Source organism: Roseivirga sp., from assembly GCF_034669765.1.
Classification (GTDB): Bacteria; Bacteroidota; Bacteroidia; order Cytophagales; family Cyclobacteriaceae; genus Roseivirga.
The window spans coordinates 24,908-48,975 of sequence record NZ_JAXMOQ010000010.1; the positions used below are offsets into that span (position 1 = coordinate 24,908).

Below are 24,068 nucleotides of genomic sequence, written 5' to 3' on the forward strand. Positions count from 1 at the left end.
TAAACAAAATTATTTGAGCAATCCGTTTTCTTTGTTTTAAGACTTGTTAAATCTTTCTCATGAATGTTGATAACCCCTATAAAGCAAAAGAGGTTGACCATTTATAGTCAACCTCTTTATTATTTTATTTAAAAACGATTCTTATTTATACCAGATGTCTTGAAGTACTCTGGTGTCTTTACTTTGTGTCTTTCCATTCATTTCAAGAATAACAGTAAATTCACCTGGCTGAGTCGGCTTAGTGATATATCTCGACTGAGCAACTCTTTCTTCTAGCTCTTCAGCACTCAAACCAAAACGTCCAAAACGCTGTCTCATTTGCTGCAATTGTTCTGCAGTTCTTTCGCTTGTGATTTCATCCATTCCCCAGATCATTTGATTTAATCCAGCCTTGGCATTAACCTCCGTTTTGTAAATCTCTCTTGTGCCTTTAAGAATTTTAATGGTTGCTTTGCCAGCGTTCTTGGCGTGGAAATTAATATGAACACCTGCTTGACGGCTTTCTCCATTAAAATTAATAGAAGGAGAGGTGTTGCCTAAACCACGTACCCACTGTACAGCAGGCTGCACATCGAATAAAGTAACGTCTGAATTAAACGCATCAGAAGTCAAACCTTGAAGCGGAGTAATATCTGCAATGAAAATACCTCTACCATGTGTAGCCACAACAAGTTCGTTCTCTCTTGGGTGAATCACCATGTCATAAGCAGGGTTAGTAGGGTAGTTATTACTGAGTTTCGCCCAGTTTTTACCGCCATCAACACTTGCATAAACAGAAAGCTCAGTACCTACAAATAACAAGTTAGGGTTTTTGTGGTCTTCACGAATTACGTTTACAGGCTCATTTGGAAGACCAGATGCTAATGAAGTCCATGTTTTTCCGTAGTCTGTTGTTTTATAAAGGTATGGGGTGAAAACATCTCTACGCATTCCGTTATAAGAAAGGTAAGCCGTACCCGGTGTATGAGCAGAAGCTTCAATTCTAGTTACCCAGTATTCAGGGTTGTTTGGAACGTTGGCGTTTAGGTTGGTCCATGTTTTGCCACCATCACGTGTTACGTGCACGTTTCCATCATCCGTCCCAGCCCAAAGTTCATTGACATCGATAGGTGATTCTTCTAAGGTAGTAATTGTACCGTACTGGATATTACCTGTTCCGTTTGCTTTAACTGGATCATTTTTAGACAAGTCACCGCTAATCTCTGTCCAGCTTTCGCCTCTAAAGTTAGATTTAACAACCTTGTTACCAGCATGATAAATAACATCGCTATCGTGTTGAGATACTAATATTGGAGCATTCCAGTTCCAACGCATGTTACGGTCACCACTATAACGAATGCCTTTGCTTTCACCAGTTTCCATATCAAGTCTAGAAAGCGGTCCGAATTGAGACTCGTTATACAGATATCTGTTTGTTGTTCTGTCTACCGCATTGTACATTCCATCTCCACCGCCAGTACGGTTCCAATCTTCTAAACCGATAGATCCGCTTCTTTTAGAACTAGGGCCTCTTACAGAACCGTTGTCTTGTAAACCGCCATATACATTGTATGGGTACTTCATATCTACATCTACTGCGTAGAACTGAGCCAATGGAATTTCGTCAGGGTGATACCAAGTTTTTCCTGCATCATAAGTAATTCCCATTCCGTGGTCATAACCTAAAAGCATATGCTCTGGGTCTGCTGGGTCAATCCACATGGCGTGGTTATCTCCACCAAACCTGAAAGGGGTCTCCCAAGTTTTTCCACCGTTTCTTGATTCCCACATTCCAATACCAATTACATAAACATGGTCTGGATCTTTAGGGTTAACTCTCACTTGCTGATAGTAATATGAAGGAGCACCACCAATATCTTCCCCATCAGGACTGATTTTCTTCCATGATTCTCCACCATCGTCAGAACGGTACATCTCGACTCCATCTACTGATTGGCCTCTTTCCAAAGGGATACCAATCTCTAACATTCTTCTTCTTTCTTCTGTAGAAATACCGTCAACGTTCACGTTTTCAATATTGGCATAAATAACTTTAGAGTTACTTGGTGCATAAGCCACACCAATTCTACCTAAGAAACCACCAGGAAGACCTTTTGAAAGTTTTTTCCAAGTTTTACCTCCATTGGTTGATTTGTATAATCCACTACCTTCACCACCTTCGTTAAAGGTCCAAGGGGTTCTGATTTTATCATAAGCAGCTGCAATTAGCGTGTTTGGATCGTTAGGGCTCATGGCCACGTCAACTACACCAATGAATTTTCCATCATCCTTTTTAACCTCAAGAACTTTTGTCCAGCTTTTACCACCATTGGTAGTTTTGTATAAGCCTCTTTCTGGGTTATCTGAATAAAGCTTACCCAATGCTGCAACATATACAACGTCTGAGTTTTTAGGATCAATAAGGATTCTTCCAATGTGATGAGATTCAGGAAGCCCCATGTTTGTCCATGTCTTTCCTGCATCTGTAGACTTATAAATACCATTTCCCCAGTATGAACTTCTAGAGTTGTTGGCTTCACCTGAACCTACCCAAACAACATCATTGTTGCGTTGGTCCACGGCAATGGCGCCTACTGAAATAATGTTTTCTTTGTCAAAAAGCGATTCCCATGAAATTCCGTTATTCACAGATTTCCACACACCACCCGATGCTGTTGCGGCATAGATGATTTTGGTTGATTTGTCTACTACTGCAAAGTCCACATATCGTCCACCTTGTCGGGTTGGGCCGATGTCTCTAAAGTGAATTCTGTCGGCTACGTTGGCCGGAATCTTTTGCGCTTGGGCAAACGGAGCTGCAAAGCACAATAAGACAAGCAAAAAGCTAGCGATCTTAATGTTTTTTGTAAATCTAAATTTCATAGTTATTGATTTGAATCCCGTTAAATTACTTCAATTTAGACCGTGGGCAAAAAACGGGTGCAAAGATTACATGAATGGTTTGATCTAGATAGAATTTAATAAAGTATCAATAGGTCTGGTAAGGTATCATTTGGTAAATATGTCTCATGGCCAAATAAACAATCAGATTAGCCCCGGTCTTTTAATCGGAAAACAAATTTCAACCCCGACCAAACCTCATCTACTGCACAAACCTTTACATCCACTAAACCGCTTTCTAAGCCAGTTTTTCGGACAATGCTATCGTCAACATCCGTTGGGACTTTCGATGCTTTTTTAGGCCAAGAGACCCAAATCATTCCAGTTGGTTTGAGTTTTGATTTTAAGTCTAGAATTTTGCCTTGAAGCTCTTGTTCAGATTTTGTGAAAAAATGAATGAAATCAACTTGATCTTCACTTTGAAGATCAATTAACTCAATGTTGTTGGGTAAACCCTCGAACAGATTCCTATAATAATCAGGTTGATTTAAAAGGATGATTTTGAAACCTTCTTTAATCCCTAATTTCTTGGCCAATGGAGTTCCAGAGTATCCGCTCATAACATGATAAATTTGGATAGGTTTTGATGCCGTATTATTGATATTGACTTATGAAAGTTGTTTTCGATTGCTAACACAGACTGTCATTGGTTAATTTAATCTTTTCTACTTAAAAGATGCTACACAATTACTTGTTATTTATTAGTGATTAGTCGACTTGAATATTATTTTTGCGCATGGCTGAACAGATACTTATTCTGGATTTCGGTTCTCAGTACACTCAACTAATCGCCCGTAGAGTAAGAGAACTCAATGTCTATTGCGAAATCCACCCTTTTAACAACATTCCACCCATTACAGACGACATTAAAGGAGTCATTCTCTCAGGAAGTCCTTGCTCTGTAAGAGATGCAGGGTCGCCTGATTTAGACCTTAGTCAGTTCAGAGGTAAATTGCCTTTATTAGGTGTTTGCTATGGTGCACAGCTTATGGCACAGAAGTTTGGCGGCAATGTATTGCCCTCTGAAATCAGAGAATATGGACGTGCTAAGCTGAACCATGTTGACATGCACTCTGATTTGATGAAAGAAATCAATTTGGGTTCGCAGGTTTGGATGTCGCATGGAGATACAATCTCTGACCTTCCAGCTGATTTTGTGGTTATAGCCAGCACACCAAGTGTTAAGGTGGCCGCTTATAAAATTCAGAATGAAGATACTTACGGCATTCAATTTCACCCTGAGGTAACGCATTCAACCGAAGGAAAGGAGTTACTAAGAAATTTTGTAGTTCACATTGCTGGTTGTAGTCAAGATTGGACCCCAGATGTATTCGTGGAATCTACCATTGCTGAACTCAAAGAAAAATTGGGCAACGATAAGGTGGTTTTAGGTCTTTCTGGAGGAGTAGATTCTTCTGTTGCCGCTGTGCTTATTCATAAGGCGATTGGTGCAAACCTGCATTGTATTTTCGTTGATAACGGACTACTGAGAAAGAATGAGTTTGAAAGCGTTTTGGAGTCCTACCAAGGTATGGGCTTGAACGTAAAAGGTGTGAATGCCAAAGATCAGTTTTACAAAGCACTCGAAGGAATTTCAGACCCTGAAGGAAAGCGAAAGGCCATTGGCCGCGTCTTCATTGAAGTATTTGATCAAGAAGCCCAGAAGATACAGGGCGTTAAATGGTTAGGTCAAGGCACTATTTACCCAGATATTATTGAATCGGTTTCGGTTAATGGCCCATCGGCTACAATAAAATCGCATCACAACGTTGGTGGTTTGCCCGATAAAATGAATTTGAAAGTGGTTGAGCCATTGAACACACTTTTCAAGGATGGTGTAAGACTTGTAGGTAAAACTTTGGAGATTGACCAAAGTATTTTGGGGAGACATCCTTTCCCCGGCCCAGGTTTAGGTATCCGTATTTTAGGCGATATTACCGCTCAAAAAGTGGCTATTCTTCAAGAAGTAGATTACATCTTTATCAATGGCTTGAAAGAAGCTGGTTTGTATGATGATGTATGGCAAGCAGGAGCAATGTTACTTCCGGTACAATCGGTTGGCGTTATGGGAGATGAGCGTACTTATGAAAAAGTAGTAGCACTTAGGGCCGTAAGCAGTGTGGATGGTATGACAGCCGACTGGTGTAATTTGCCGTATGAGTTCTTGCAGGATGTTTCGAATAAAATTATCAATCAAGTAAAAGGAGTAAATAGAGTGGTTTATGACATCAGTTCTAAACCGCCCGCTACAATAGAATGGGAGTAAACATGACGATAAAGACCCGCTGTTTTATAGTACTAATTTTCTTGCCCTTTGTTGGTCATTCATCTTTTGCTCAAGACATTAAAATAATGTTTGATGAAGCAAAAGCTTTGTTAGATAGGCAACAGTATGCCTTGGCAATGGGGAGGTTTAATCAAATCAGTGCTTTAGAACAGGATAATGATTTGGTCAGATATGCCAATTTTTACCATGCGATTTCAGCATATCATTCAGGTGATGCTACTATGGCGCAAGGGCTGTTTACCCAGATTGAAGAGAAATACCCTGATTGGTCCGAGTCTGCAAATGAGATTAACTTTTGGCAGGCAAAGATTGCCTTTGAAAACGGTGAGCTTGAAAATGGCTTGAATCATTTAGAAACGATTAATGATGACAATTTCAAGGAAGAAATTGCGGCACTGAAAATAGAGCACTTGACGAAAGAAAGGGACAGGGATCGACTAAAAACCTTGTTGCAAAATTATCCAGACCCAATTATTGCATCCAATTTATTGACATCCTTACTCACAGAGAATGTGATGGATCGAAATTTTGTCTTGATTGATAGTTTGATCACTACTTTCAAAATCACACCCAAAGTGAATATCGAAGGTGTGAATTTCTCCCCAAAAAAGGAAGTCTATAACATTGGTTTGTTCTTTCCATTTCAATACAATGGTGATTCTGCAAACCTAGTTCGTATGATGAACGATTGGCCAGTTCGATTTTTACAGGGGATGAAATTAGGCCTAGAGAAATTGGCAGAAGAGAATATCAATATCAATTTAATGACCTTCGATACCAAAACTAGTGCGACTACTACGCGGGCTATTTTGGCTGATCCAAAACTCAAAGAACTTGATTTGATTGTTGGTCCAGCATATCCGGGCCCTATTGGCGAAGTGGTAAGGTTTTCTAAAGAGCATAAAATCAATTTTATTAACCCTTTATCATCCAATGGCGAAATTTTGATCGATAACCCATTTGCTTTTTTATATTATCCTAGCAACGAATCTTTGGCCATTAGTGCTGCTGAGTACACTCGAAAGCACCTGACCAAAAACAAGAATGTGGCAATTTTCTATGCCAGTGAAGCGGATAAGCCAAGAGCACTGCTCTACAGAAAACTCATTGAAAAGGATTCTTTCAATGTAGTGATTGAACAAATGATTAGACCGAATGAATCGGTGAAAATTCAGCAAATGTTGGTAGAGAAAATCAAAGTAGATAAAGACTCTTCTGAGCGCGCTAGAATGATTGCTGAGATGGATTCTTTATTAGATGCTGGGGTTAAGAAGTGGGAAAAGTACTCGAAAGATGATTTTCTGAATGAAGAATTAGGGATCATGCCCGATAGTATTGGTCATGTCTTTATCGCTTCAGATATACCCTCGTTGTCTGCTAGTGTAATAAGTGGTATCGATGCCAGAGAGGATACAATCTATTATGTTGGTTCATCACGTTGGTTGAGTTCAGAGCAATCCATCTCTTTCCAGCAATTAGAGAGGGTAGAAGCTGTTTTTACGGGTTCAAATTGGATTGATTATGAAAAGCCTTCAGTAAAAGAGTTTAGAGAGCGCTTTTTACAGAAGTTTTCCGCTGTGCCTAAAAAGGAAGACAGACTTGGTGATGCCTACATCGGCTATGATATCATGGTTACTTATGGGAGGCTGTTGTCTCAATACGGGAAATACTTCCAGTTTGGACTAAAAACGAAGAAAATGGTGTCAGGCGAATTGACAGATAATTTCAGTTATCAACTGTCCAATGACAATAGATACACCCCGATTTTGAGGATGGTGGATTCTAAAGTAAAACAATCAAATAATTAATTTCAGATGCTCAATACTTCTCGCAGTCAAAAGCTATTTGACCAAGCTCAAAAATCTATTCCAGGTGGTGTAAACTCTCCTGTTCGTGCTTTTAAATCTGTAGGTGGAAATCCGCTATTTATTAAAAGGGCGAAAGGGGCATTTATGTACGATGAAGATGACAATGCCTTTATTGAGCTGATCAATTCTTGGGGGCCAATGCTCTTTGGTCATGCCAATGAGAAAATTGAAGCGGCTGTAATAGAAGCAGTTAAGACATCTCTTTCCTTTGGTGCGCCAACCAATGCTGAAATTGAAATGGCAGAAATGATTTGCAGCATGTTCCCTTCCATTGAAAAAGTGAGAATGGTAAACTCAGGCACCGAAGCAACAATGTCGGCTGTGCGTTTGGCAAGAGGGTTTACAGGCAGAGATAAGATTATAAAGTTTGAAGGCTGCTACCACGGTCATGGCGATTCATTTTTGATCGCAGCTGGCTCAGGAGCTATGACAATGGGGGCACCTGATAGTCCAGGTGTAACCAAAGGCACCGCTGCTGATACACTTACGCTTCCTTTTAATGACCTTGAAAAAGCAAAAGAATTGCTTTCCAAAGTAGGGAATGAAATTGCGGCTATTATTCTTGAGCCAGTAGCTGGCAATATGGGTTGTATTCTACCTAAGGAAGGCTATTTACAAGGCTTAAGAACGCTGTGCGACCAGTATGGCATTATACTCATTTTTGATGAAGTGATGACGGGCTTCCGTTTGTCAATGTCAGGTGCGCAGGGTGTTTTTGGTGTGCAGGCTGACTTAACCACCCTAGGGAAAATCATTGGAGGTGGAATGCCTGTGGGTGCCTATGGTGGCAAGAAGGAATTAATGGACTTTGTCTCTCCTGTAGGGCCAGTATATCAGGCTGGAACACTTTCAGGAAACCCTGTGGCCATGGCTGCTGGTTTGGCAATGCTTCGCCAAATTAAAAACGAAAATAGCTTGTATGAGCGTTTGGCCAATATTACTCAGCGAATAGAAGAGGGCTTCCAAAAGAATCTGGATACCCTTGGGCTGCCTTATACCATGAACCGAATAGGCTCTATGATCAGTATATTCTTTACGGATCAGAAAGTAACTGATTTTGTATCAGCTAAAACATGCGATACCGCCTTGTTTGGTAAATACTTTAGAGAAATGCTTAATAATGGTGTTTATTTAGCACCTTCTCAATTCGAAACCCTGTTTATTTCAGATTCGATTACAGAAGCATTAGCCGATAAGGTTATTGAGGCCAATTACAAATCCTTAAAAGCCATTCACTAGTAATACCAGAAGCTCATAAAGATTTCAAAACTGAAGAAAGTCTGTAGGAGAAGAAGGTAGATAAAACCTACAATGTTAAACTTGACAAGGGTTTTAAACCAGCCTTGCTTGTAAACATTTAAGAAGGAAACATACACATATGTACTTACACCAATAAAGGTAAATACTCCTACCGCAGTCTGCCAGCCAGTGTGGCCAACGAGTAGTTTAAAGATCACGAGTAAACTGATGCCATATATAAAATAAGCAAAGGAGTGTACATGAAGCGCATGTACTATATGTTTTATATAGAGGTGATTACGTCTTGCGTACACTACTTTAAGTACCAATGCAAAGAGTGGAATAAGTAAGAACATCATAATAGGAAGGTTGCCAAGGATAAAGCCTTTAAAACCTTCTTCATTTTTAAAAACCTTTCTTACCTGAGACTTGAGGTGCTGACCGTTTTCGCTGGTAGTTGTATCGGTGATGTTGAAAACTTTATAATTACCATTACCTCCCGTCAATGAATCCATAAAAGCATCATCACTGAGGTGTCTATCTCTTGCCCATCGGTTGGTTTTATCAAGGAAATGTTCGTTTTCATTGGTGGCAATAAGGTCCACCGCATTCAGCGCTACCTCAGTATTGTTAATAATAGCGGAATCATACTTACTAACCAGTGAATCATAAAGCGCATTGAAATTGCTGATGCCAGCAAACTGCCTTACAAGAGAATCATTTAAGGCCTCGATTTTTAACGAATCCGTTAGTATAGCAAAATCAGGGTCGTTGCGGAGTTCTTCTATGTCAGCGCTGGTTGGGAGACTGAAATTATCATTCCCTAAGGATCTTAGGTCAAAACTGAGGAGGTATGAGATCACAAAGAAGTAAAATACACTGAGTACCAGATAGAGTCTTACTGGGTGAATAAAATGCTTGATTTTCCCATCCTGAAATCTATTTGTCAATTTCCCTGGGCTGAATAAAAATGGCATTATGCTGTTAGCCATCTTAGAGTCAACGCCAAGGTAGTTGTCCAAAAACTCCCTAATAAGAATTGAAAAGGTAATATTATTGTCGGTATTGGACTGACCGCAAGTAGGGCAGAAGTTATAACTCTCGTCCAGTGGGCTATCGCAATTACTACAATGCGTACTTCTACGCTTTTTGGTTTTCATCAAAAAAAATGTTTTCAGGAAAGTTAAAGATAGTGGCTAAATACCATTCCCCAAACAGGGGGAAAGAAAAAGAGCCTGAAAATCTCCAGGCCCTTCTATTGAGTAGTGTATAGATGTGAGGTTTTTAGGTTCTGATTTAACTCAGCCTATTTCCCTTTTGTCAAAATAATTCTTTAAAGCACTATAAAATCAATTGAGAAAACTGTTTGATCCCATATCAGCTGGATAACGCCACCATTATCTGATTCTTCAACATTAATAGTAAAAGGTTCAGTGATTTCGTTTTGCTTACTAATCTTCATTGGAATACGCCCTAAATCTCGCTCTTGGTTATAGGATTGGCCATTTTGACCTGTTTGCTTGTTAATAATCAGGGTTCCGCCATTAGGCTCAGGAATGGTGAAGAAGGTATATTCACCAGCAGGTACGTTTAGATCCCCAATTTTAAGATCTTTTGAAGTCTTGAAATGGGTAGCTCTGTTGGCACCAGTTCTCCAAAGCTGTCCCCAAGGCACTATACCACCAAAAATTTCTCTTCCTCTTTTTTGAGGTGAGCCATAAGAGATATCAAATTCTGCACCCTTAAATTCAAAATGCCCTTCGGGGGCGCTAGATAATTCACCAAAGGTTTTTCCGTTTCTATCGGCTTCTGCAAAAGATGTCGCAACCTTGTCAATATCTACACTTTTAACCCTACGCACTTTTAGTTTCCTTGTGGTAAGTGCTGCATCTAATAATAGGATATCTCCATTCTCTTCAATATCCACACCCATAACGCCACGTGACGGATGACGAATAGTTAGACTATCAGGACCTTCTTTAGCTATAATAAAAGTAGAGAAGCTTCTGCCCGTCCAAAGCCTTTGGTTAATGCTGTCGCTTTGACTTTTAACAGCCTCGTTGAAAGCTAAGTCGAAAGGCCAATGTACCATATCTATAAAAGGAAGCATGTCTTTTTCAAATGCAACCGTTCTACTGGTCATGCCGTCTCTACCTTCAGATTCTACCACAAGGCTGTCTTGCTGTTTGGTCATTCTTTGCACCAAAGTTCCTGCTCCACCGAAGCCTTGAGCTGGATCGAAATCGATTACTTCGAGTGTAGCAAAGTCGCCATTAGCATAAGTCAGATCATATTTTCGCAAGGATATACTAGGTGAGCGTAAAACCACTTTGGCTGAAAAGAGATCACTTGATTTGGTAAACGATTCCACAGCTAAGGTGTCATTTCCCAATAAGGTAATGAATCCAGCTTCGTTTGATGTGTTAGGGGATTTACATGAGGCAACAACAGTGGCTACCAATAAGGCAAGGAATATCTTTTTCATAAGGCTTGTCTAGTTTCTAATATGAGAAAGATAAACTAAAGCACTAATGCTACAAACTGCCTTTATATCAGTGGTTAAGCTTTCGTTTTAACCTTGTTCCATGCTTTTATTTGCCAATAAATATTGCCCGTAGTGAGGTGATTCCCCTCGCTATCATGGGTTTTTACTTCGCAGTTTACCACAATTGATTCTTGCGTTTCTAAAGGTTTGATTACTTCGTTTTCAAGCCATTCTTCGGTTACAGAAAACTCAGCAAACGAATTCATCTTACCTTGATAATGGTAATTCATTTCCATTTTCTGCATAATAATTCGGTACTGCTTCGCATCTAAAGTGGAAAGTAAAACAATACCTGTAGTAAATTCCGATACGGTGGCCAAGCCGCAAGCATGCAAACCTTTAATGTGATTGAAATTCCTTCGTTTGTAGGGGAAAAGGGTTTTTACCGATTTATCGCCAATGGCTACAATCTTGATACCGTGGGGTTTATTGAAAGGAATCATTCGTGCAAGCCCGAAATTGAGTAGCGCTAAATGGCGTTTTGAGTTTTTTGCTTTTTCTAAGAGTTGGGCTGGATCGAACATGGTAGATATTTTTCAATTAATTTAGGCAAGTTTCTTTAAATACATAGGATATGCTCAGTTTTTGGGAAAGACAATCATTTATAAATTTCGATCATATAATTATAGGAGGGGGGATTGTTGGGCTTTCTACTGCCGTGGCCATCAAAGAGAAATTCCCGAATCAGTCCGTTGCAATTTTGGAACGAGGTACTTTTCCGACTGGTGCCAGTACTAAAAATGCTGGTTTTGCCTGTTTTGGTAGTCTTACTGAAATCATGAATGATTTGAAGGGGATGACAGAAACGGAAGTACAAGAACTCGTTGAATTCCGCTGGAAAGGCTTAGAACTTCTCCGTTCTCGTTTGGGGGATAATCATATTGGCTTCAAGAATTACGGTGGATACGAACTGCTCTTTCAGAAGGACTTATTGGCTTTGGATGCTGTTGAAAAAGTGAATCAATTATTAAGGCCACTTTTTAACAGAAAAGTCTATTCAGAAAGAAGTGACTTGATTAAAACTTTTGGGTTTAGCTCATCGCATATCAAAGCCTTGATTGAAAATCCGATGGAAGCGCAAATCGACACGGGTAAAATGATGAAGAGCCTCGAAGGTCTTGCTCAACAATTGGGCATTAAGCTATTCACCAATTGCGAAGTGCTCTCTTTTGAAGAAACCCCAGAAGGCGTAACCGTAAATACACCCGAATTAAGTTTTAATGCTAGAAAACTGGCCGTTTGTAGCAATGCTTTCACAAGAAAACTATTGCCTGAAACTGAGCTTAAACCGGGGCGTGGAGTGGTGCTAGTAACCAAACCAATTGCTGGTCTTCCTTTTAAAGGTACTTTCCATTATGAAGAAGGGTATTACTATTTCCGTAACTATGAAGACCGAATCATTTTTGGTGGAGGAAGAAACCTAGATATTGGAGGCGAGGAGAGTACCGAGTTTGAAGTGAGAGAATTGATTTTGGATAAACTGAAGTCTGACCTAAAAACCATCATTCTTCCCAATCAAAAATTTGAAGTAGATATGGCTTGGGCGGGCATTATGGCTTTTGGAAAAACCAAACAACCCATCGTTCAGAAACACAGCGAAAATATTGTGTTAGGCGTGAGGTTAGGAGGCATGGGAGTTGCCGTTGGAAGCAAAGTTGGGCAGCGTTTAGCATCTCTAATGCTTGAATAAAATAAATCTTCTTATCTTCAAATTCTGACTTCAAAAGAACTATGACGAATACTCACAGTAAGCCTACTCTTTTCCAGGCTTTTATCCCCATTATTTTTTTAGTAATAGCCCTTTTTATCAATGTTCGAATCTTTGGGGATTCGTCTCTTGATGGCTCAAATCAAATTATTTTAATCCTTTCTGCTGGCGTTGCTACTTTAGTTGCGCTCAAGCTGGGTTATAAATGGGAAACTATTCAAAACGGAATTGTAAAAAGTATCAGTTCAGCAATGGCCTCTATAATCATTCTACTTTTAATAGGTTGTTTGGCGGGAACTTGGCTTTTAAGCGGAATTGTACCGGCCATGATTTATTATGGTTTACAAATTCTTAACCCCACCATTTTTCTATTTGCCGCTTGTATCATTTGCTCCATTGTTTCTATGGCCACCGGTAGCTCTTGGACCACCGCAGCCACTGTCGGTATTGCTCTAATTGGTATTGGTCAAGCTTTGGGATTGAACGAAGGGATGGTTGCTGGAGCGATCTTGTCAGGTGCTTATTTCGGTGATAAAATGTCGCCTTTGTCTGATACCACCAATTTGGCGCCAGCCATGGCGGGAACAGATTTGTTTACCCATATCAGGTATATGACTTTAACTACTGTGCCGTCAATTGTTATTGCTTTAATTCTGTTTTTAATCTTAGGTTTTACCAGTTCTGGCAGCGGTGAGATTACTGAAACGGGAGAGATTTTAACGGCCATCACTTCACGATTCAATATTAATGGATGGTTGTTTTTAGTGCCTTTGGCCGTAATAGGGATGATTTTAAAGAAAGTGCCAGCGATTCCAGCCATTCTAATTGGAGCATTGTTAGGCGCTGTTTTTGCATTGATTTTTCAACCTGACGTTGTTACCTCGGTAGCGGGTTGGGAAGGGGCTAACTGGGAAGTGACCTTTGTAGGTATTATGAAGTCGCTTTACGGAGATATTAGTGTAGTTACTGGGAACGCCATGGTAGACGAATTATTAACTTCTGGGGGAATGGCAGGAATGCTTAACACTGTTTGGTTAATTATGTCGGCCATGATTTTCGGTGGGGTAATGGAAAGAACAGGTTTACTAAAGCGAATTGCAGCTGCAGTAATTTCAAAAGTAAGCTCAACGGGTTCTTTGGTGGCTGCAACAGCTGGAACGACCATATTCTTCAACGGTACAGCATCTGACCAATATTTGGCCATTGTGGTACCAGGCAGAATGTATGCTGATATTTATAAACAAAAAGGGCTGGCTCCAGAAAACCTGTCTAGAACTTTAGAAGATTCAGGAACGGTGACTTCGGTACTCATTCCTTGGAATACCTGTGGAGCCTATCATTCAAGTGTTTTAGGTGTGGCAACTGGTGCTTATTTGCCTTATGCGTTCTTCAATTTAATAAGCCCGTTAATGACTGTGGCCTTTGCTTACCTTAATATTAAAATAAGAAAAATAGATCCTTCAAAAGCTGAAGAGACCGAAGAAGCCCTAGCTGAAGAATGAGTTTTACCAAATCAATAACCAAGCAAGAAATTATGGAATTGCCACTTTCTGGCTATAAAGGGAAGGTGGTCATCGCAAGTACAGAGGAGTCCATTAAAAAAGCGATGGATGAAATCAATGAGTTCACAGCAGTTGGTTTCGATACTGAGGCAAGGCCTACTTTTAAGAAAGGGCAAGTCAGGTATATTTCATTAATCCAGATTGGTACACCAGAAAAGGTATATCTACTGAGAATTATGCATACAGGGCTTTTACCTTGTATTATTGATTTTATGGAAAACCCTGAAATCACTAAAATCGGAATTGGGTTGGACGATGATTTCAATCTTTTGAATAACCTCAAAACGTTCAATCATCAAGGCTTTTTAGACTTGAATAAGAAGTTCGTTGAGATTGGAGCTGAAAATATTGGCGCTAGAAATCTGGCCGGAATGATCATGGGGATTCGTATTTCAAAATCTGCCCAGACTTCTAACTGGGAGCTAGAGCAATTGACTGAAAAGCAAATTCGGTACGCTGCCACCGATGCTTGGATTTGCTTAGAAATTTACGAGAAGCTCTATACATGGGGTTTTGTAGAATAGATAATCTGTCAACAATCGTATTTAATAAATTGAAAATGAAAAGAACACTTATTTTGTTTTTGGGGCTTGCGTTGTCTGTATTTCAGGTAACTGCCCAGCAGTTAGACTCTTTTATTGAGGATTACTACACAATGGCCGATGCCGAATTCAATCAAGAATCTGCTTTCGAAACTGTGGATTATGTGCAGCAATATTGGCGATTGGCTGGAAACGAAGGTTTCAACAATAGTATTTACCATGTGGTAGAGAAGCTGAAAAAGGCGGGCTATGTGTTGGAAGAAAACGCAAAAGCAACTGATCGACTTACGTACAGAATTGAGAAGCGTGCAATGGAAAGACCTACTTGGGAACCCGTTTCGGGATCTTTGAAAATTGGAAATCAAGAGTTGCTCAACCTCAAAACCAATTTCAATATGATTGCTTCTTACTCTTATAGTACTGGTGGTGAAAAAGAATTTGAAGTTGTATATGTTGAAAAGGTTTCTGCGGAAAGTCTGGATGGAATGGATTTGAAGGGCAAGGTCGTAATGACTGAAGGCAGTCCGAGCCGTACTTTCAACGAGGCGGTTAAAAAACACGGGGCAGCAGGCGTAATTACATACGGTTTGCCAGCCTATAACCAACCGGAGAAACACCAAAATTCTATTTCGTTTACTGGAATTCCTAGAGATGAGGAAGCCAAAGCTTTTGGTGTGTTGCTTTCTTATAGAGCACATGAAATATTGAAAAAAGCAGTTTTAGCGGGTCAGACTAAAGTAAAGATCAACCTAGAAACGAAGATTTACGAATCAGAAGAATTGACACTGGTGGCCGAAGTAAAAGGAAGCGCATTACCGAATGAACGCTTTGTATTTAGTGCGCACGTGCAAGAGCCAGGCGCCAATGATAACGCAACTGGAGTAGGGGCTTTAGGTGAAGTGGCTTCTTCTACTGCCCGACTTTTAAAAGCAGGTAAAGTGAACCCTGAACGTACCATTACCTACCTTTTTGGTGATGAAATTGTATCAACACGTAGATATGTGCAAGAAGATGCTGAACGCGCAAAAGGTATTAAATGGGGAATGAGTTTGGACATGGTGGGAGAGAATACTGCCATCACTGGTGGTTCTTTCTTAATCGAAAAAATGCCTGATCCGGGAGCCATTTGGACCCGTGGAAAAGAGAAACATTCAGAGTGGGGTGGAAGACCATTAAAGAAGGAACAGTTGAAACCACACTACTTCAACGACCTAACCATTGGTGTTTTCGATATGATTGGGGAGGAGAAGAATTGGGAAGTGAACTACAACCCATTTGAAGGAGGTAGCGATCATACGCCATTCCTTCAAGCCAATATTCCAGGTTTATTGCTTTGGCATTTCACCGATCAATTCTACCATACGGATCAAGATAGAATCGATAAGGTATCGCCTGTGACTTTGAAGAATGTTGGGATTGGTGCTATGATCATCTCTTTTGTTTTAACCGAAAATAACGATCGCCTAGCACACGTAATGCTTTTGGAAGCTTCAATGGCGGCTACAATGCGTTTACAAGCAGAATTGAAACTGAGCCAAGACGCCCTTGCCAACGGAGGTGACCTTGCCGAACAGAAAGATATTATCAATACTTGGGCAGACTATTACAGAGATGTTTTTAATGCTACGCTGGATATTGAGCCTAAAGGCATGGCCGCATTCAAAGAGAACCTTCAAGCCACGCAAGATGCCTTAATGGGCTATCGCAACATGATTATGGGGCAATTGAAATAGATTTGTACTGTCTGAAAGAAACAAAAAAGCCTCGGTCTGAATTTTCAAACCGAGGCTTTTATATGATAATGCTTCTTAAGCTTCGCTTACAACGATCTTATTGATTTTATCACCCTCTTTGATTTCATCAACAATATCTATACCCTCTACCACTTTACCAAAGCAAGTATGGTTTCTGTCTAAGTGAGCTGTATTGTCTCTGCTGTGGCAAACAAAGAATTGAGAACCACCAGTGTTTCTACCCGCATGTGCCATAGAAAGCACTCCACGATCGTGGTACTGGTTGTCACCGTCTAACTCACAGTCGATTTTGTAACCAGGACCACCAGCGCCAGTACCATTAGGGCAACCGCCTTGAATTACGAAGTTTGGAAGTACACGATGGAAAGTAAGACCATCATAAAAGCCTTTTTTAGCCAAGTCAGTAAAATTCTTTACTGTGTTTGGGGCGTCCTTTTCAAAGAACTCAACTTTCATTACCCCTTTTTCGGTTTGTATTTCTGCTGTCATGAAATGTTATGATAAATTTGAACTGCAAAGCTAAGGGTTTCAGAACAAAACACGTTTCACCTTTTAAAAAGAATAAACATTATGCCGCTACTTTCCCGAAAACAAAAAGTGAAAATGATCAATTGGTACCCTCCATTTATGGGAGCAGGTATTAAACTCACTTATTTGTCTGATGATTTTATGAAGGCCGAAGTGCAATTGAAACTTCGTTGGTGGAACAAAAACCTTGTAGGAGTTCATTTTGGGGGTTCTTTGTTAGCGATGTGCGATCCGTTCTATATGCTTCTGTTAATGAACACCTTGGGTCGAGATTACATTGTATGGGACAAGGCCGCTTCCATTCGTTTTAAGAAGCCAGGAAGAGGAACCGTAAAATGTGTTTTTGAATTGACAGAGCCACTTTTGGCCCAAATACGGGAAGAAGTGACTTTGGCTGGTAAGAAAGATTATTTCTTCGATTTACAAATTATTGATGAGCAAGGTGAGGTGGTTTGCGAAGTACATAAAACGATTTACGTAAGGAAGAAATAGCTGAATTACTGCTCTGGTGTATAGTCAATCTGCACAATCTCAAAAACCCGATCTTCTTTTGCCAACTTTAATATGGCTTTCTCTCCAACCTTCTTGTTTGTCAATATTTGAGCAATGGGTGAAATGAATGAGATCTTTCCTTTAGCAATATCAGCCTCGTCTACACCCACAATTTGGTAGCGTTGGAGTTTGGTTTGGCTGCCAATTTTTAAAGTTACCCAAGCGCCAAACCGTACCTCATGTTTTGGCTGTTCTTCTAGTTCTATAAGCTTTGCGGTAGAAATTCTGTTGTTCAGCAATTGCAGTTTTGCATTGATATGATTGACCGCAATTCGCCTTTCATTTTCACTCGTAAGCTCTAGTTGGTCTTTCTCATCGATAAGCTTCTGTTTTTCTTCCAAAAGTTCATCCATACCTACCTGAGTAACATAATTTGTTACGCCTTCCGGTAAGTTGACTCTTGCGGGTACAAGAGGTATTTCTTCCTGATCGTCTTCTTTAACAAATCCTCTGCTCATATTTCAATTTACGAATTCCATAGATAGGGTTGCCATCCTGATTTTGAAGTTATGGAGTAATGCACTTGTTAAACTAACCGCAAAGTACGCGGAGAAGCATGGGGTTTATGTCTCGTCCTTACAGGACTTCTTTAAAGGCATGGTTCGGTTTCCGAAGGGTTGCACCCTTCGTTTTGTTATTACGCCCTTTCAGGGCTGGTTAAAGCGAGATTTCTTTGTTCAATAAATATTGACAGGCTAAATAATAGCAAGCCAAAAGCCCCAACGGGGCGAAATATCCTAGGAATGGGTGCAACCCATTCCTGATTCCATATAAAGTAAATTAAGCCCTGAAAGGGCGTAATAGTAGGCCCTTTATGCAAAACAGACCACCAAAAGCTAGCTATAAGTCACCCTGCTCCGAGACTTCGGAGCTTTCTTACTTGTGCCTTGTCTCCGAAACTTCGGAGAGAATGAAGATTTGAAAAGAGCTATTACCTATTAACCCAGGTGCATAAGGCTTCGGTAGTTTGCGAATTGGTCAGACCAATGGTTCAAGCTAAGTCAACCAGAAGCTCCCCAAAAAAGGGGCGTATCGAGCCTCCCACAAAGCCCTTAATAGTTATGATCTAGACAATCATATTGACATTATTTCACTGTGGACAGCTCTTTCTCTGTAAATACACGGAAGGCAAATTTATAACCCTCGTACCCTGCAAATGCATAGAAAAGAATATCCATTGCGCTAAAAGTCTCCGTCATTACGGGAATAAGAAAAGAGTAATCGAATCGCGTTAAAGTTTCAAAATACCCAAGCCCTTCTGCCTGTGCTACAAAGCCCATTACACTTAAGAAGTTGCCTACTGCGCAGCTAAGAATTGCAATGAGGCCTCCAGAGATGCCAAATATTTGATCCACTCCTTTACCAAAATATCTCATCGAAAACCCAACCCCAGCACCGATTGCAATGGCCATATAACCAATTTGATAATTGGTGGCTACCGTAATGACTCCCCATAAAATTGCACCAATTAGTCCCGCAATTGACCCACTGATAATGGCCATAGGTAAGTTTTGCTCAATTCGAAGTCTTTCATATGCATCTGTTGAGAGTTTGGCTCTTATGTCTTGGTTCTCTAAGGGTTCAGTATCATTTAACTCCACTTTGACTGTAGGATCGAGAATGAAATCAGGGCATTCATTGGTGAAAGTTGCCTTTTCACCCGTTAGATTACAGAGGAGTCCTTGCTGTACATCCATTTTACGATTGGAGCATTTTTTACAAAATGCCAACTGTTCATCTCTTCTCATACTTTTTGATTTAAGGTTATATGTGCCAACACATTGGTTAGGGGAATTTGCTTAAAACTACCTAAATAACCTACTGTTTTGTGATGATGTGATGATGGGGTAGTGTAATTCTATGTGCATGCCTGAATAAAAGGTTTTGAAAGGATATGATATTATTTATTCAATGGCAAAGACAACTCTAAGACTTACACGACCAACAGGAAGCTTAATCTATATTTATCAAAGTTCCCGAGACAGTGATCTTATCCCTGTCTCTGATCAATCTTTTTCAACAGTTCTAGTTGTAGCGCTTGACTTTCAAACAGTGTTTGTATTTGTTCTTCCATCAAAAGGTCAATTTTTTCGTTCAGCGCCTTAATTTCTAACTCAGCTTTTAAGTTAATGAGGTAGTCATTTTCACCGCGTTTCCTGTCTTTTTCCTCCTGTCTGTTTTGGCTCATCATAATCACCGGAGCTTGCAATGCCGCAATACATGAAAGAATAAGGTTCATCAAAATGAATGGATAGGGATCGAAATTATCACGGATGGGAGTCAGTGTATTAAAGAGAATCCAAACAATGAGTATAGCAAAGAATGTAATAATGAATGCCCAACTGCCGCCAAACTTGGCGACTTTATCTGAAATGCTTTGCCCTGTAGAGAGAATCTCTTTAGGTGGATTTAAAAGGTTAGTGGTAATTAAGGTTTCATCTTCGATTGCCTTTTTTACAATGCTCTGAAGCTTCCTGATGTGTTCTGATTTGGCGGTTAACAGGTTGGTGATGTCGTTGTCCATTTGATTTTTTAATAAATGTATCAAAATGGTTTTAGTAAATGTATGGCAGGGCGCGGACGTTCCTTATAGAGATATTCTATTCGGCTATTTTCTTGACTTCACCAGTGATAGAGCAAGCTAATTTCACAGTGTTAAATATCGTCCCGAATTTTTCAATATTCCTTTTGAGTAAATCAATATTCAAACTCTCGTCTTGACTGTAAACTCTCAATTCATAATTGATTTCGTCCATTCTTGGCGGCTTTTCTAGTCGTGTTGCGTTCACGGTTATTTCCGCATGGCTGTATTCAAACTTCATCATCACAGAAAAACGCTCTACATTTTTAAGAATGCAGGCGGAAAAGGAGCCCAAAAATAATTCAGCTGGGTTAGGTAAACTATCGGCTGATTCAGGAGTTATGCCAAAAGCGATTTCCGATTGTTTCACCTTTATCGAGGCCTTATTTTTTGAAGAAGAGTCTGCTTTGATTGAATACTTCATAAATGAGTGTTGTTGTTATCTCGCACCCCTAAAAACTTCAGAGATGAGATGTGTAAAAGGTAAGAAGACTTTATGGATTATTGCACACCGCTAAGAACAGTCATCCCTGTAGGTTCCGAGACTTCGGAATTTTCCCGAAACACAAATGGTTGGTGGCTTGTTGGTGAAAGTACGCTGAGTTATGCATCGTCCTTACAGGACTTCTGTAAAGGTATGGGTCGGTTTACGAAGGTTGCACCCTTCGTTTAGTTATTATGCCATTTCAGGGCTGGTTCAAGTGAAGTCCCTCAGTTTATAAAACAGGGATAAACTAAATAATAGCAAGCCAAAAGCCCCAACGGGGCGAAATATCCTAGGAATGGGTGCAACCCATTCCTAATTCAATATAAAGCAAATTAAGCCCTGAAAGGGCGTAATAGGTTTAGACGCTTCACTGCTCGATTATGATAAAATCCGAGCATCAAGCGCTTGCTATAAGTCACCCTGCTCCGAGACTTCGGAGGTCTTTTTCAGTAACACAGATAACCAGCTTGAATTACCAAACTAACCACAGAGAACGCAGCGAAACGCAAAGCGTTAATTTGAGGGATAGCGAGTACCCCGAAGCTTCACGGGCGGCATGACGCTCCGATTGGGCTTTTTTAAACAGTCATCCTCTCCGAAGTTTCGGAGACGAGGTACGAGGAAGAAAGCTCCGAAGCTTCGGAGCGTCTGCTACTCCGAATAAACAGCAGAACCCTAAACCCGCGCAACAGAAAGTAACTACTCCTTATCCCTTTTAAATAGGTTGAGAAACTTTCTAAGTAGGGTAGTAATTCTAGCCATATCCTTATTGATCGAGTCCTTTTCAAACTGACTTGTCATGCCTTTAAATTGCACCCAATGGGTTTTTAAGGTAGCTATATCAGATTTGATCGAATCTTTTTCGAACTGACTTACTTTCCCTTTGAGCTCATCCAATAAGCCAGACATTTGAATATGGATCTTCTTTGTTTGAGCAGAGTTCACCCATATGTCTTTTAATTCCTCCCAATCGAATTTTTGTTCTTTATTAGCCATCTTATTTTAATTTAGTAGTGATACAGTTGAGTAGTATTTTTCTGATTCTTTTCATTTTGACAGCAATGTGATTTGCTGTCAATCCAGTGATCTTCGCTATTTCTTTATACGACAGTTCATCCAAGGATAAAATGACAATAGACTGATCTACAGTATTCAATACATGGATACAGTCATGCAGCGCTTTATATTTTTCTTGGTGCTCAGTATCTGGAACAGAAGCCACAGGTTCAAATTGTATGGCCTCTAATTGGATCGTTTTTTCGTTGGCATTTGCCAGTTTGTCTTTCGCATTCATGCAGACATTTAAGGCAATTCTATAGATCCATGTGCTTACATTAGATCTCCCCTTAAACGTTGGAAAAGCCCGCCAAATGTGAAGTGTTACTTCCTGAAAAAGGTCCTCTGCTTCAATCGGAGCAACAGCATAGATCTTACAAATTCTATAAATTCTGACCTTGTTGTCCTCGAGGATTTGGTCAAAAGTGGGTTTTACCTTTCTCTGCATTTTATGTTTTTTTAGCACTCTACTCGGTTAGTGGGCTGGATTGAAAAAATATGACAGCAGAATTGTGATTTATTTTAAAAAGGGCTGTGGAAAAGGTAAGAAGACTTTATGGATTATTGCCCACCGCTAAGGACAGTAATCCCTGTAGGTTCCGAGGCTTCGGAATTTTCCCGAAACACAAATCGTTGGCGGCTTGTTGGTGAAAGTACGCTGAGTTATGTATCGTCCTTACAGGACTTCTGTAAAGGTGTGGGTCGGTTTACGAAGGGTTGCACCCTTCGTTTAGTTATTACGCCCTTTCAGGGCTGGTTGAAGTGAAGTCCCTCAGTTCATAAAACAGGGATAAGCTAAATAATAGCAAGCCAAAAGCCCCAACGGGGCGAAATACCGTAGGAATGGGTGCAACCCATTCCTGATTCAGTATAAGGTTAATTAAGCCCTGAAAGGGCGTAATAGGTTTAGAAGCTTCACAGCTCAATTATGATAAAAACTGAGCACCATTGCTTGCTATAAGTCACTCTACTTCGTAACCTCTTTAGCCCTTTTGAAATACTTATCCGCTTCAACCTTGTTGCCCAAAGCCAAATAAGCATTTCCTGTTCTTGTTAGAAGTGACTCCGAATCTGGGGAGTCTATCAGCAGAGACTTATATATTTCGATGGCCTTATTGTACGCTGCATGGGCTTCGTAATAATTCACAATGTCCAATGCTCGATTCCCTAAATCTCTGATGAATTCATCCGAAACAAAGGTGTTTGCAAAGCTTTCGAAATAGGGATAATCCTCCGCTCTAATGGCACTGCGGATAATGGTATACTTAGACCATGTGGGTAGTTCGGGTGGCGTTCCATAAATAAGCGCCCGCTGCTTGGTATGTGCATAAGCATATTCTAAGCCCCCATTGTCTATAAAGGTTTGAAGGTTGTTTACTTGAAATTCTGGGTAATACTTAAAGTATGTCCTAAGACTGTGGTAAAGTGTTGGGTAAGCAGTAGACTGATGTTCTTCATTGACAAGTTCAAAGTATGACCAGTCTAAGCCACTAATTTTTTTGCTGGAAAGCAGTGAGTCTAACTTATTGGTACCATGATTTACTTCGTATTCATTTGGGCTCACAGCGAAATAAAGGGCCTTGTTTGTAATTGAAATGCTATCCAAGGCAGCCACTTTATCTTTAATGGGGAAGGGGCTTGCGATGAAATAAGCATCAAATGGTATCGCCTTGTTGAGCATAATATCGAATCCGAGACTTCCTGCATATTGCCAACCAAAAAGGAGTTTTTCATCATTTACGCGAAAGCTTTTCTCAACATAGGGGATTAGCTCTTTCCCCATAAATCCAATGAAGTTATCCGTTCCATTGATATAATTGGCATAACGCTGACGGTAGGGGATGTTGATACCCACGATGATAAAATCAGGGGTTAAATCGAACTGCTTGAAAGTGTTACTTAAGCTCACGGCATAAGTGAAAAGCTGTTGACCATCTAGTAAATAGAGAACGGGGTAGTCTTTGTCTGTTTCGGAATAGCCTGGAGGAAGGTAGACTTGGATTTGCTTTGTTTCTTCTAAAATCTCAGAGTCGATAAAATGATTCGTCCCAACGATGTTATTTGTTTCTGCCTTTTGCGCTTGTAAATGTAGAACGGTGAATAGACTGATGATTACTATGATGGTTTTTTTCATGTCCACCCTAGTAACGGTCTCCTAACTTAAGGGTTACGGGCTTATGTTTCGTCCTTACAGGACTTCTGTAAGGGTATGGCTCGGTTTACTAAGGGTTGCACTCTTCGTTTAGTTATTAGGCCCTTTCAGAGTTGGTTAAAGTGAAGTCCCTCAGTTCATAAAACAGGGGTAAGCTAAATAATTGCAAGCCAAAAGCCTCAACGGGGCGAAATATCCTAGGAATGGGTGCAACCCATTCCTAATTCAATATAAGGTTAATTAAGCCCTGAAGGGGCGTAATAGGTTTAGACGCTTCACTGCTCGATTATGATAAAAGCAGAGCATCAAGCACTCACACTAAGTCAC

General features: G+C 40.2%; 21 protein-coding genes. 8 read left to right on the top strand and 13 right to left on the bottom strand.

Annotated features, from left to right (window positions below; genetic code table 11):
* Window positions 1-141: 141 nt before the first annotated feature.
* Together VOI17_RS16930 and VOI17_RS16935 are read right to left on the bottom strand one after the other, a co-directional pair.
* Window positions 142-2,862 (bottom strand): WD40/YVTN/BNR-like repeat-containing protein, encoded by a 2,721-nt coding sequence (locus VOI17_RS16930; protein WP_323758414.1) that lies wholly within the window; start codon window positions 2,860-2,862, stop codon window positions 142-144.
* A 167-nt stretch (window positions 2,863-3,029) separates the two neighbouring features.
* A complete protein-coding gene (locus VOI17_RS16935; RefSeq protein ID WP_323758415.1) occupies window positions 3,030-3,440 on the bottom strand; it encodes a DUF3052 family protein in 411 nt (136 codons plus the stop codon).
* A 176-nt stretch (window positions 3,441-3,616) separates the two neighbouring features.
* Here VOI17_RS16935 and guaA point away from each other — a divergent pair, with 176 nt between their 5' ends.
* Genes guaA through hemL form a run of 3 tightly spaced genes read left to right on the top strand, consistent with a single transcriptional unit; the run spans window position 3,617 to window position 8,274 of the window.
* The gene (gene guaA, locus VOI17_RS16940) at window positions 3,617-5,146 is read left to right on the top strand and encodes a glutamine-hydrolyzing GMP synthase (RefSeq protein WP_323758416.1); all 1,530 of its coding nucleotides are present in this window, start codon (window positions 3,617-3,619) and stop codon (window positions 5,144-5,146) included.
* A 2-nt stretch (window positions 5,147-5,148) separates the two neighbouring features.
* Window positions 5,149-6,975, top strand: a complete 1,827-nt coding sequence (locus VOI17_RS16945; protein ID WP_323758417.1) for an ABC transporter substrate-binding protein — start codon at window positions 5,149-5,151, stop codon at window positions 6,973-6,975.
* Window positions 6,976-6,981: 6 nt separating this feature from the next.
* Window positions 6,982-8,274 carry a glutamate-1-semialdehyde 2,1-aminomutase gene (gene hemL / locus VOI17_RS16950; protein WP_323758418.1) on the top strand — a complete coding sequence of 431 codons (1,293 nt, stop codon included), beginning with the start codon at window positions 6,982-6,984 and terminating at the stop codon, window positions 8,272-8,274.
* Here hemL and VOI17_RS16955 read toward each other — a convergent pair.
* From VOI17_RS16955 to VOI17_RS16965, 3 genes are all read right to left on the bottom strand, one after another.
* Window positions 8,271-9,434: a DUF3667 domain-containing protein gene (locus VOI17_RS16955; protein WP_323758419.1), complete on the bottom strand. Its 1,164-nt coding sequence runs from the start codon at window positions 9,432-9,434 to the stop codon at window positions 8,271-8,273. The two genes, hemL and VOI17_RS16955, sit on opposite strands and share 4 nt — an antisense overlap.
* Window positions 9,435-9,607: 173 nt before the next feature.
* Window positions 9,608-10,759, bottom strand: a complete 1,152-nt coding sequence (locus VOI17_RS16960) for a DUF2911 domain-containing protein (protein ID WP_323758420.1) — start codon at window positions 10,757-10,759, stop codon at window positions 9,608-9,610.
* 74 nt (window positions 10,760-10,833) lie between these two features.
* A complete protein-coding gene (locus VOI17_RS16965; protein WP_323758421.1) occupies window positions 10,834-11,343 on the bottom strand; it encodes a DUF4442 domain-containing protein in 510 nt (169 codons plus the stop codon).
* 50 nt (window positions 11,344-11,393) lie between these two features.
* Between VOI17_RS16965 and VOI17_RS16970 the strand changes: the two genes are divergently transcribed.
* Genes VOI17_RS16970 through VOI17_RS16985 form a run of 4 tightly spaced genes read left to right on the top strand, consistent with a single transcriptional unit; the run spans window position 11,394 to window position 16,364 of the window.
* Complete coding sequence (locus VOI17_RS16970) at window positions 11,394-12,509, top strand: FAD-dependent oxidoreductase (protein WP_323758422.1); 1,116 nt, start codon at window positions 11,394-11,396, stop codon at window positions 12,507-12,509.
* Between the two features lie 41 nt (window positions 12,510-12,550).
* Entirely contained in the window at window positions 12,551-14,029 is a 1,479-nt protein-coding gene (gene nhaC / locus VOI17_RS16975) for a Na+/H+ antiporter NhaC (protein WP_323758423.1), read from the top strand.
* Window positions 14,026-14,613 (top strand): 3'-5' exonuclease, encoded by a 588-nt coding sequence (locus tag VOI17_RS16980; protein WP_323758424.1) that lies wholly within the window; start codon window positions 14,026-14,028, stop codon window positions 14,611-14,613. The genes nhaC and VOI17_RS16980 overlap by 4 nt, the downstream gene beginning before the upstream one ends.
* A 35-nt stretch (window positions 14,614-14,648) precedes the next feature.
* Entirely contained in the window at window positions 14,649-16,364 is a 1,716-nt protein-coding gene (locus VOI17_RS16985; RefSeq protein ID WP_323758425.1) for a M28 family peptidase, read from the top strand.
* A 75-nt stretch (window positions 16,365-16,439) separates the two neighbouring features.
* On the opposite strand, the gene VOI17_RS16990 is transcribed toward VOI17_RS16985, so the two are convergent.
* Entirely contained in the window at window positions 16,440-16,874 is a 435-nt protein-coding gene (locus VOI17_RS16990; protein WP_323758426.1) for a peptidylprolyl isomerase, read from the bottom strand.
* A 114-nt stretch (window positions 16,875-16,988) separates the two neighbouring features.
* Between VOI17_RS16990 and VOI17_RS16995 the strand changes: the two genes are divergently transcribed.
* Window positions 16,989-17,405: a DUF4442 domain-containing protein gene (locus tag VOI17_RS16995; RefSeq protein WP_323758427.1), complete on the top strand. Its 417-nt coding sequence runs from the start codon at window positions 16,989-16,991 to the stop codon at window positions 17,403-17,405.
* Window positions 17,406-17,410: 5 nt separating this feature from the next.
* On the opposite strand, the gene VOI17_RS17000 is transcribed toward VOI17_RS16995, so the two are convergent.
* The 7 genes from VOI17_RS17000 to VOI17_RS17030 form a co-directional block, all read right to left on the bottom strand.
* Window positions 17,411-17,923: a GreA/GreB family elongation factor gene (locus tag VOI17_RS17000; protein WP_323758428.1), complete on the bottom strand. Its 513-nt coding sequence runs from the start codon at window positions 17,921-17,923 to the stop codon at window positions 17,411-17,413.
* A gap of 627 nt (window positions 17,924-18,550) precedes the next feature.
* Entirely contained in the window at window positions 18,551-19,213 is a 663-nt protein-coding gene (locus tag VOI17_RS17005; protein WP_323758429.1) for a hypothetical protein, read from the bottom strand.
* Window positions 19,214-19,455: 242 nt separating this feature from the next.
* Window positions 19,456-19,989: a DUF1003 domain-containing protein gene (locus VOI17_RS17010; protein WP_068414190.1), complete on the bottom strand. Its 534-nt coding sequence runs from the start codon at window positions 19,987-19,989 to the stop codon at window positions 19,456-19,458.
* Window positions 19,990-20,065: 76 nt separating this feature from the next.
* A complete protein-coding gene (locus tag VOI17_RS17015; protein WP_323758430.1) occupies window positions 20,066-20,470 on the bottom strand; it encodes an OsmC family protein in 405 nt (134 codons plus the stop codon).
* 762 nt (window positions 20,471-21,232) lie between these two features.
* On the bottom strand, window positions 21,233-21,529 hold the full coding sequence (locus VOI17_RS17020; protein ID WP_323758431.1) for a hypothetical protein: 297 nt from the start codon (window positions 21,527-21,529) through the stop codon (window positions 21,233-21,235).
* A gap of 1 nt (window position 21,530) precedes the next feature.
* A complete protein-coding gene (locus VOI17_RS17025; RefSeq protein ID WP_323758432.1) occupies window positions 21,531-22,037 on the bottom strand; it encodes a sigma-70 family RNA polymerase sigma factor in 507 nt (168 codons plus the stop codon).
* 519 nt (window positions 22,038-22,556) lie between these two features.
* Window positions 22,557-23,723: an alpha/beta hydrolase-fold protein gene (locus tag VOI17_RS17030; RefSeq protein ID WP_323758433.1), complete on the bottom strand. Its 1,167-nt coding sequence runs from the start codon at window positions 23,721-23,723 to the stop codon at window positions 22,557-22,559.
* Window positions 23,724-24,068: the final 345 nt, after the last annotated feature.

What these genes read in the sequence shown, in the direction of transcription:
- VOI17_RS16930 (WP_323758414.1), bottom strand. Translation starts at nt 2,862, where the DNA reads ATGAAATTTAGATTTACAAAAAACATTAAGATCGCTAGCTTTTTGCTT.
- VOI17_RS16935 (WP_323758415.1), bottom strand. Translation starts at nt 3,440, where the DNA reads ATGAGCGGATACTCTGGAACTCCATTGGCCAAGAAATTAGGGATTAAA.
- guaA (WP_323758416.1), top strand. Translation starts at nt 3,617, where the DNA reads ATGGCTGAACAGATACTTATTCTGGATTTCGGTTCTCAGTACACTCAA.
- VOI17_RS16945 (WP_323758417.1), top strand. Translation starts at nt 5,149, where the DNA reads ATGACGATAAAGACCCGCTGTTTTATAGTACTAATTTTCTTGCCCTTT.
- hemL (WP_323758418.1), top strand. Translation starts at nt 6,982, where the DNA reads ATGCTCAATACTTCTCGCAGTCAAAAGCTATTTGACCAAGCTCAAAAA.
- VOI17_RS16955 (WP_323758419.1), bottom strand. Translation starts at nt 9,434, where the DNA reads ATGAAAACCAAAAAGCGTAGAAGTACGCATTGTAGTAATTGCGATAGC.
- VOI17_RS16960 (WP_323758420.1), bottom strand. Translation starts at nt 10,759, where the DNA reads ATGAAAAAGATATTCCTTGCCTTATTGGTAGCCACTGTTGTTGCCTCA.
- VOI17_RS16965 (WP_323758421.1), bottom strand. Translation starts at nt 11,343, where the DNA reads ATGTTCGATCCAGCCCAACTCTTAGAAAAAGCAAAAAACTCAAAACGC.
- VOI17_RS16970 (WP_323758422.1), top strand. Translation starts at nt 11,394, where the DNA reads ATGCTCAGTTTTTGGGAAAGACAATCATTTATAAATTTCGATCATATA.
- nhaC (WP_323758423.1), top strand. Translation starts at nt 12,551, where the DNA reads ATGACGAATACTCACAGTAAGCCTACTCTTTTCCAGGCTTTTATCCCC.
- VOI17_RS16980 (WP_323758424.1), top strand. Translation starts at nt 14,026, where the DNA reads ATGAGTTTTACCAAATCAATAACCAAGCAAGAAATTATGGAATTGCCA.
- VOI17_RS16985 (WP_323758425.1), top strand. Translation starts at nt 14,649, where the DNA reads ATGAAAAGAACACTTATTTTGTTTTTGGGGCTTGCGTTGTCTGTATTT.
- VOI17_RS16990 (WP_323758426.1), bottom strand. Translation starts at nt 16,874, where the DNA reads ATGACAGCAGAAATACAAACCGAAAAAGGGGTAATGAAAGTTGAGTTC.
- VOI17_RS16995 (WP_323758427.1), top strand. Translation starts at nt 16,989, where the DNA reads ATGATCAATTGGTACCCTCCATTTATGGGAGCAGGTATTAAACTCACT.
- VOI17_RS17000 (WP_323758428.1), bottom strand. Translation starts at nt 17,923, where the DNA reads ATGAGCAGAGGATTTGTTAAAGAAGACGATCAGGAAGAAATACCTCTT.
- VOI17_RS17005 (WP_323758429.1), bottom strand. Translation starts at nt 19,213, where the DNA reads ATGAGAAGAGATGAACAGTTGGCATTTTGTAAAAAATGCTCCAATCGT.
- VOI17_RS17010 (WP_068414190.1), bottom strand. Translation starts at nt 19,989, where the DNA reads ATGGACAACGACATCACCAACCTGTTAACCGCCAAATCAGAACACATC.
- VOI17_RS17015 (WP_323758430.1), bottom strand. Translation starts at nt 20,470, where the DNA reads ATGAAGTATTCAATCAAAGCAGACTCTTCTTCAAAAAATAAGGCCTCG.
- VOI17_RS17020 (WP_323758431.1), bottom strand. Translation starts at nt 21,529, where the DNA reads ATGGCTAATAAAGAACAAAAATTCGATTGGGAGGAATTAAAAGACATA.
- VOI17_RS17025 (WP_323758432.1), bottom strand. Translation starts at nt 22,037, where the DNA reads ATGCAGAGAAAGGTAAAACCCACTTTTGACCAAATCCTCGAGGACAAC.
- VOI17_RS17030 (WP_323758433.1), bottom strand. Translation starts at nt 23,723, where the DNA reads ATGAAAAAAACCATCATAGTAATCATCAGTCTATTCACCGTTCTACAT.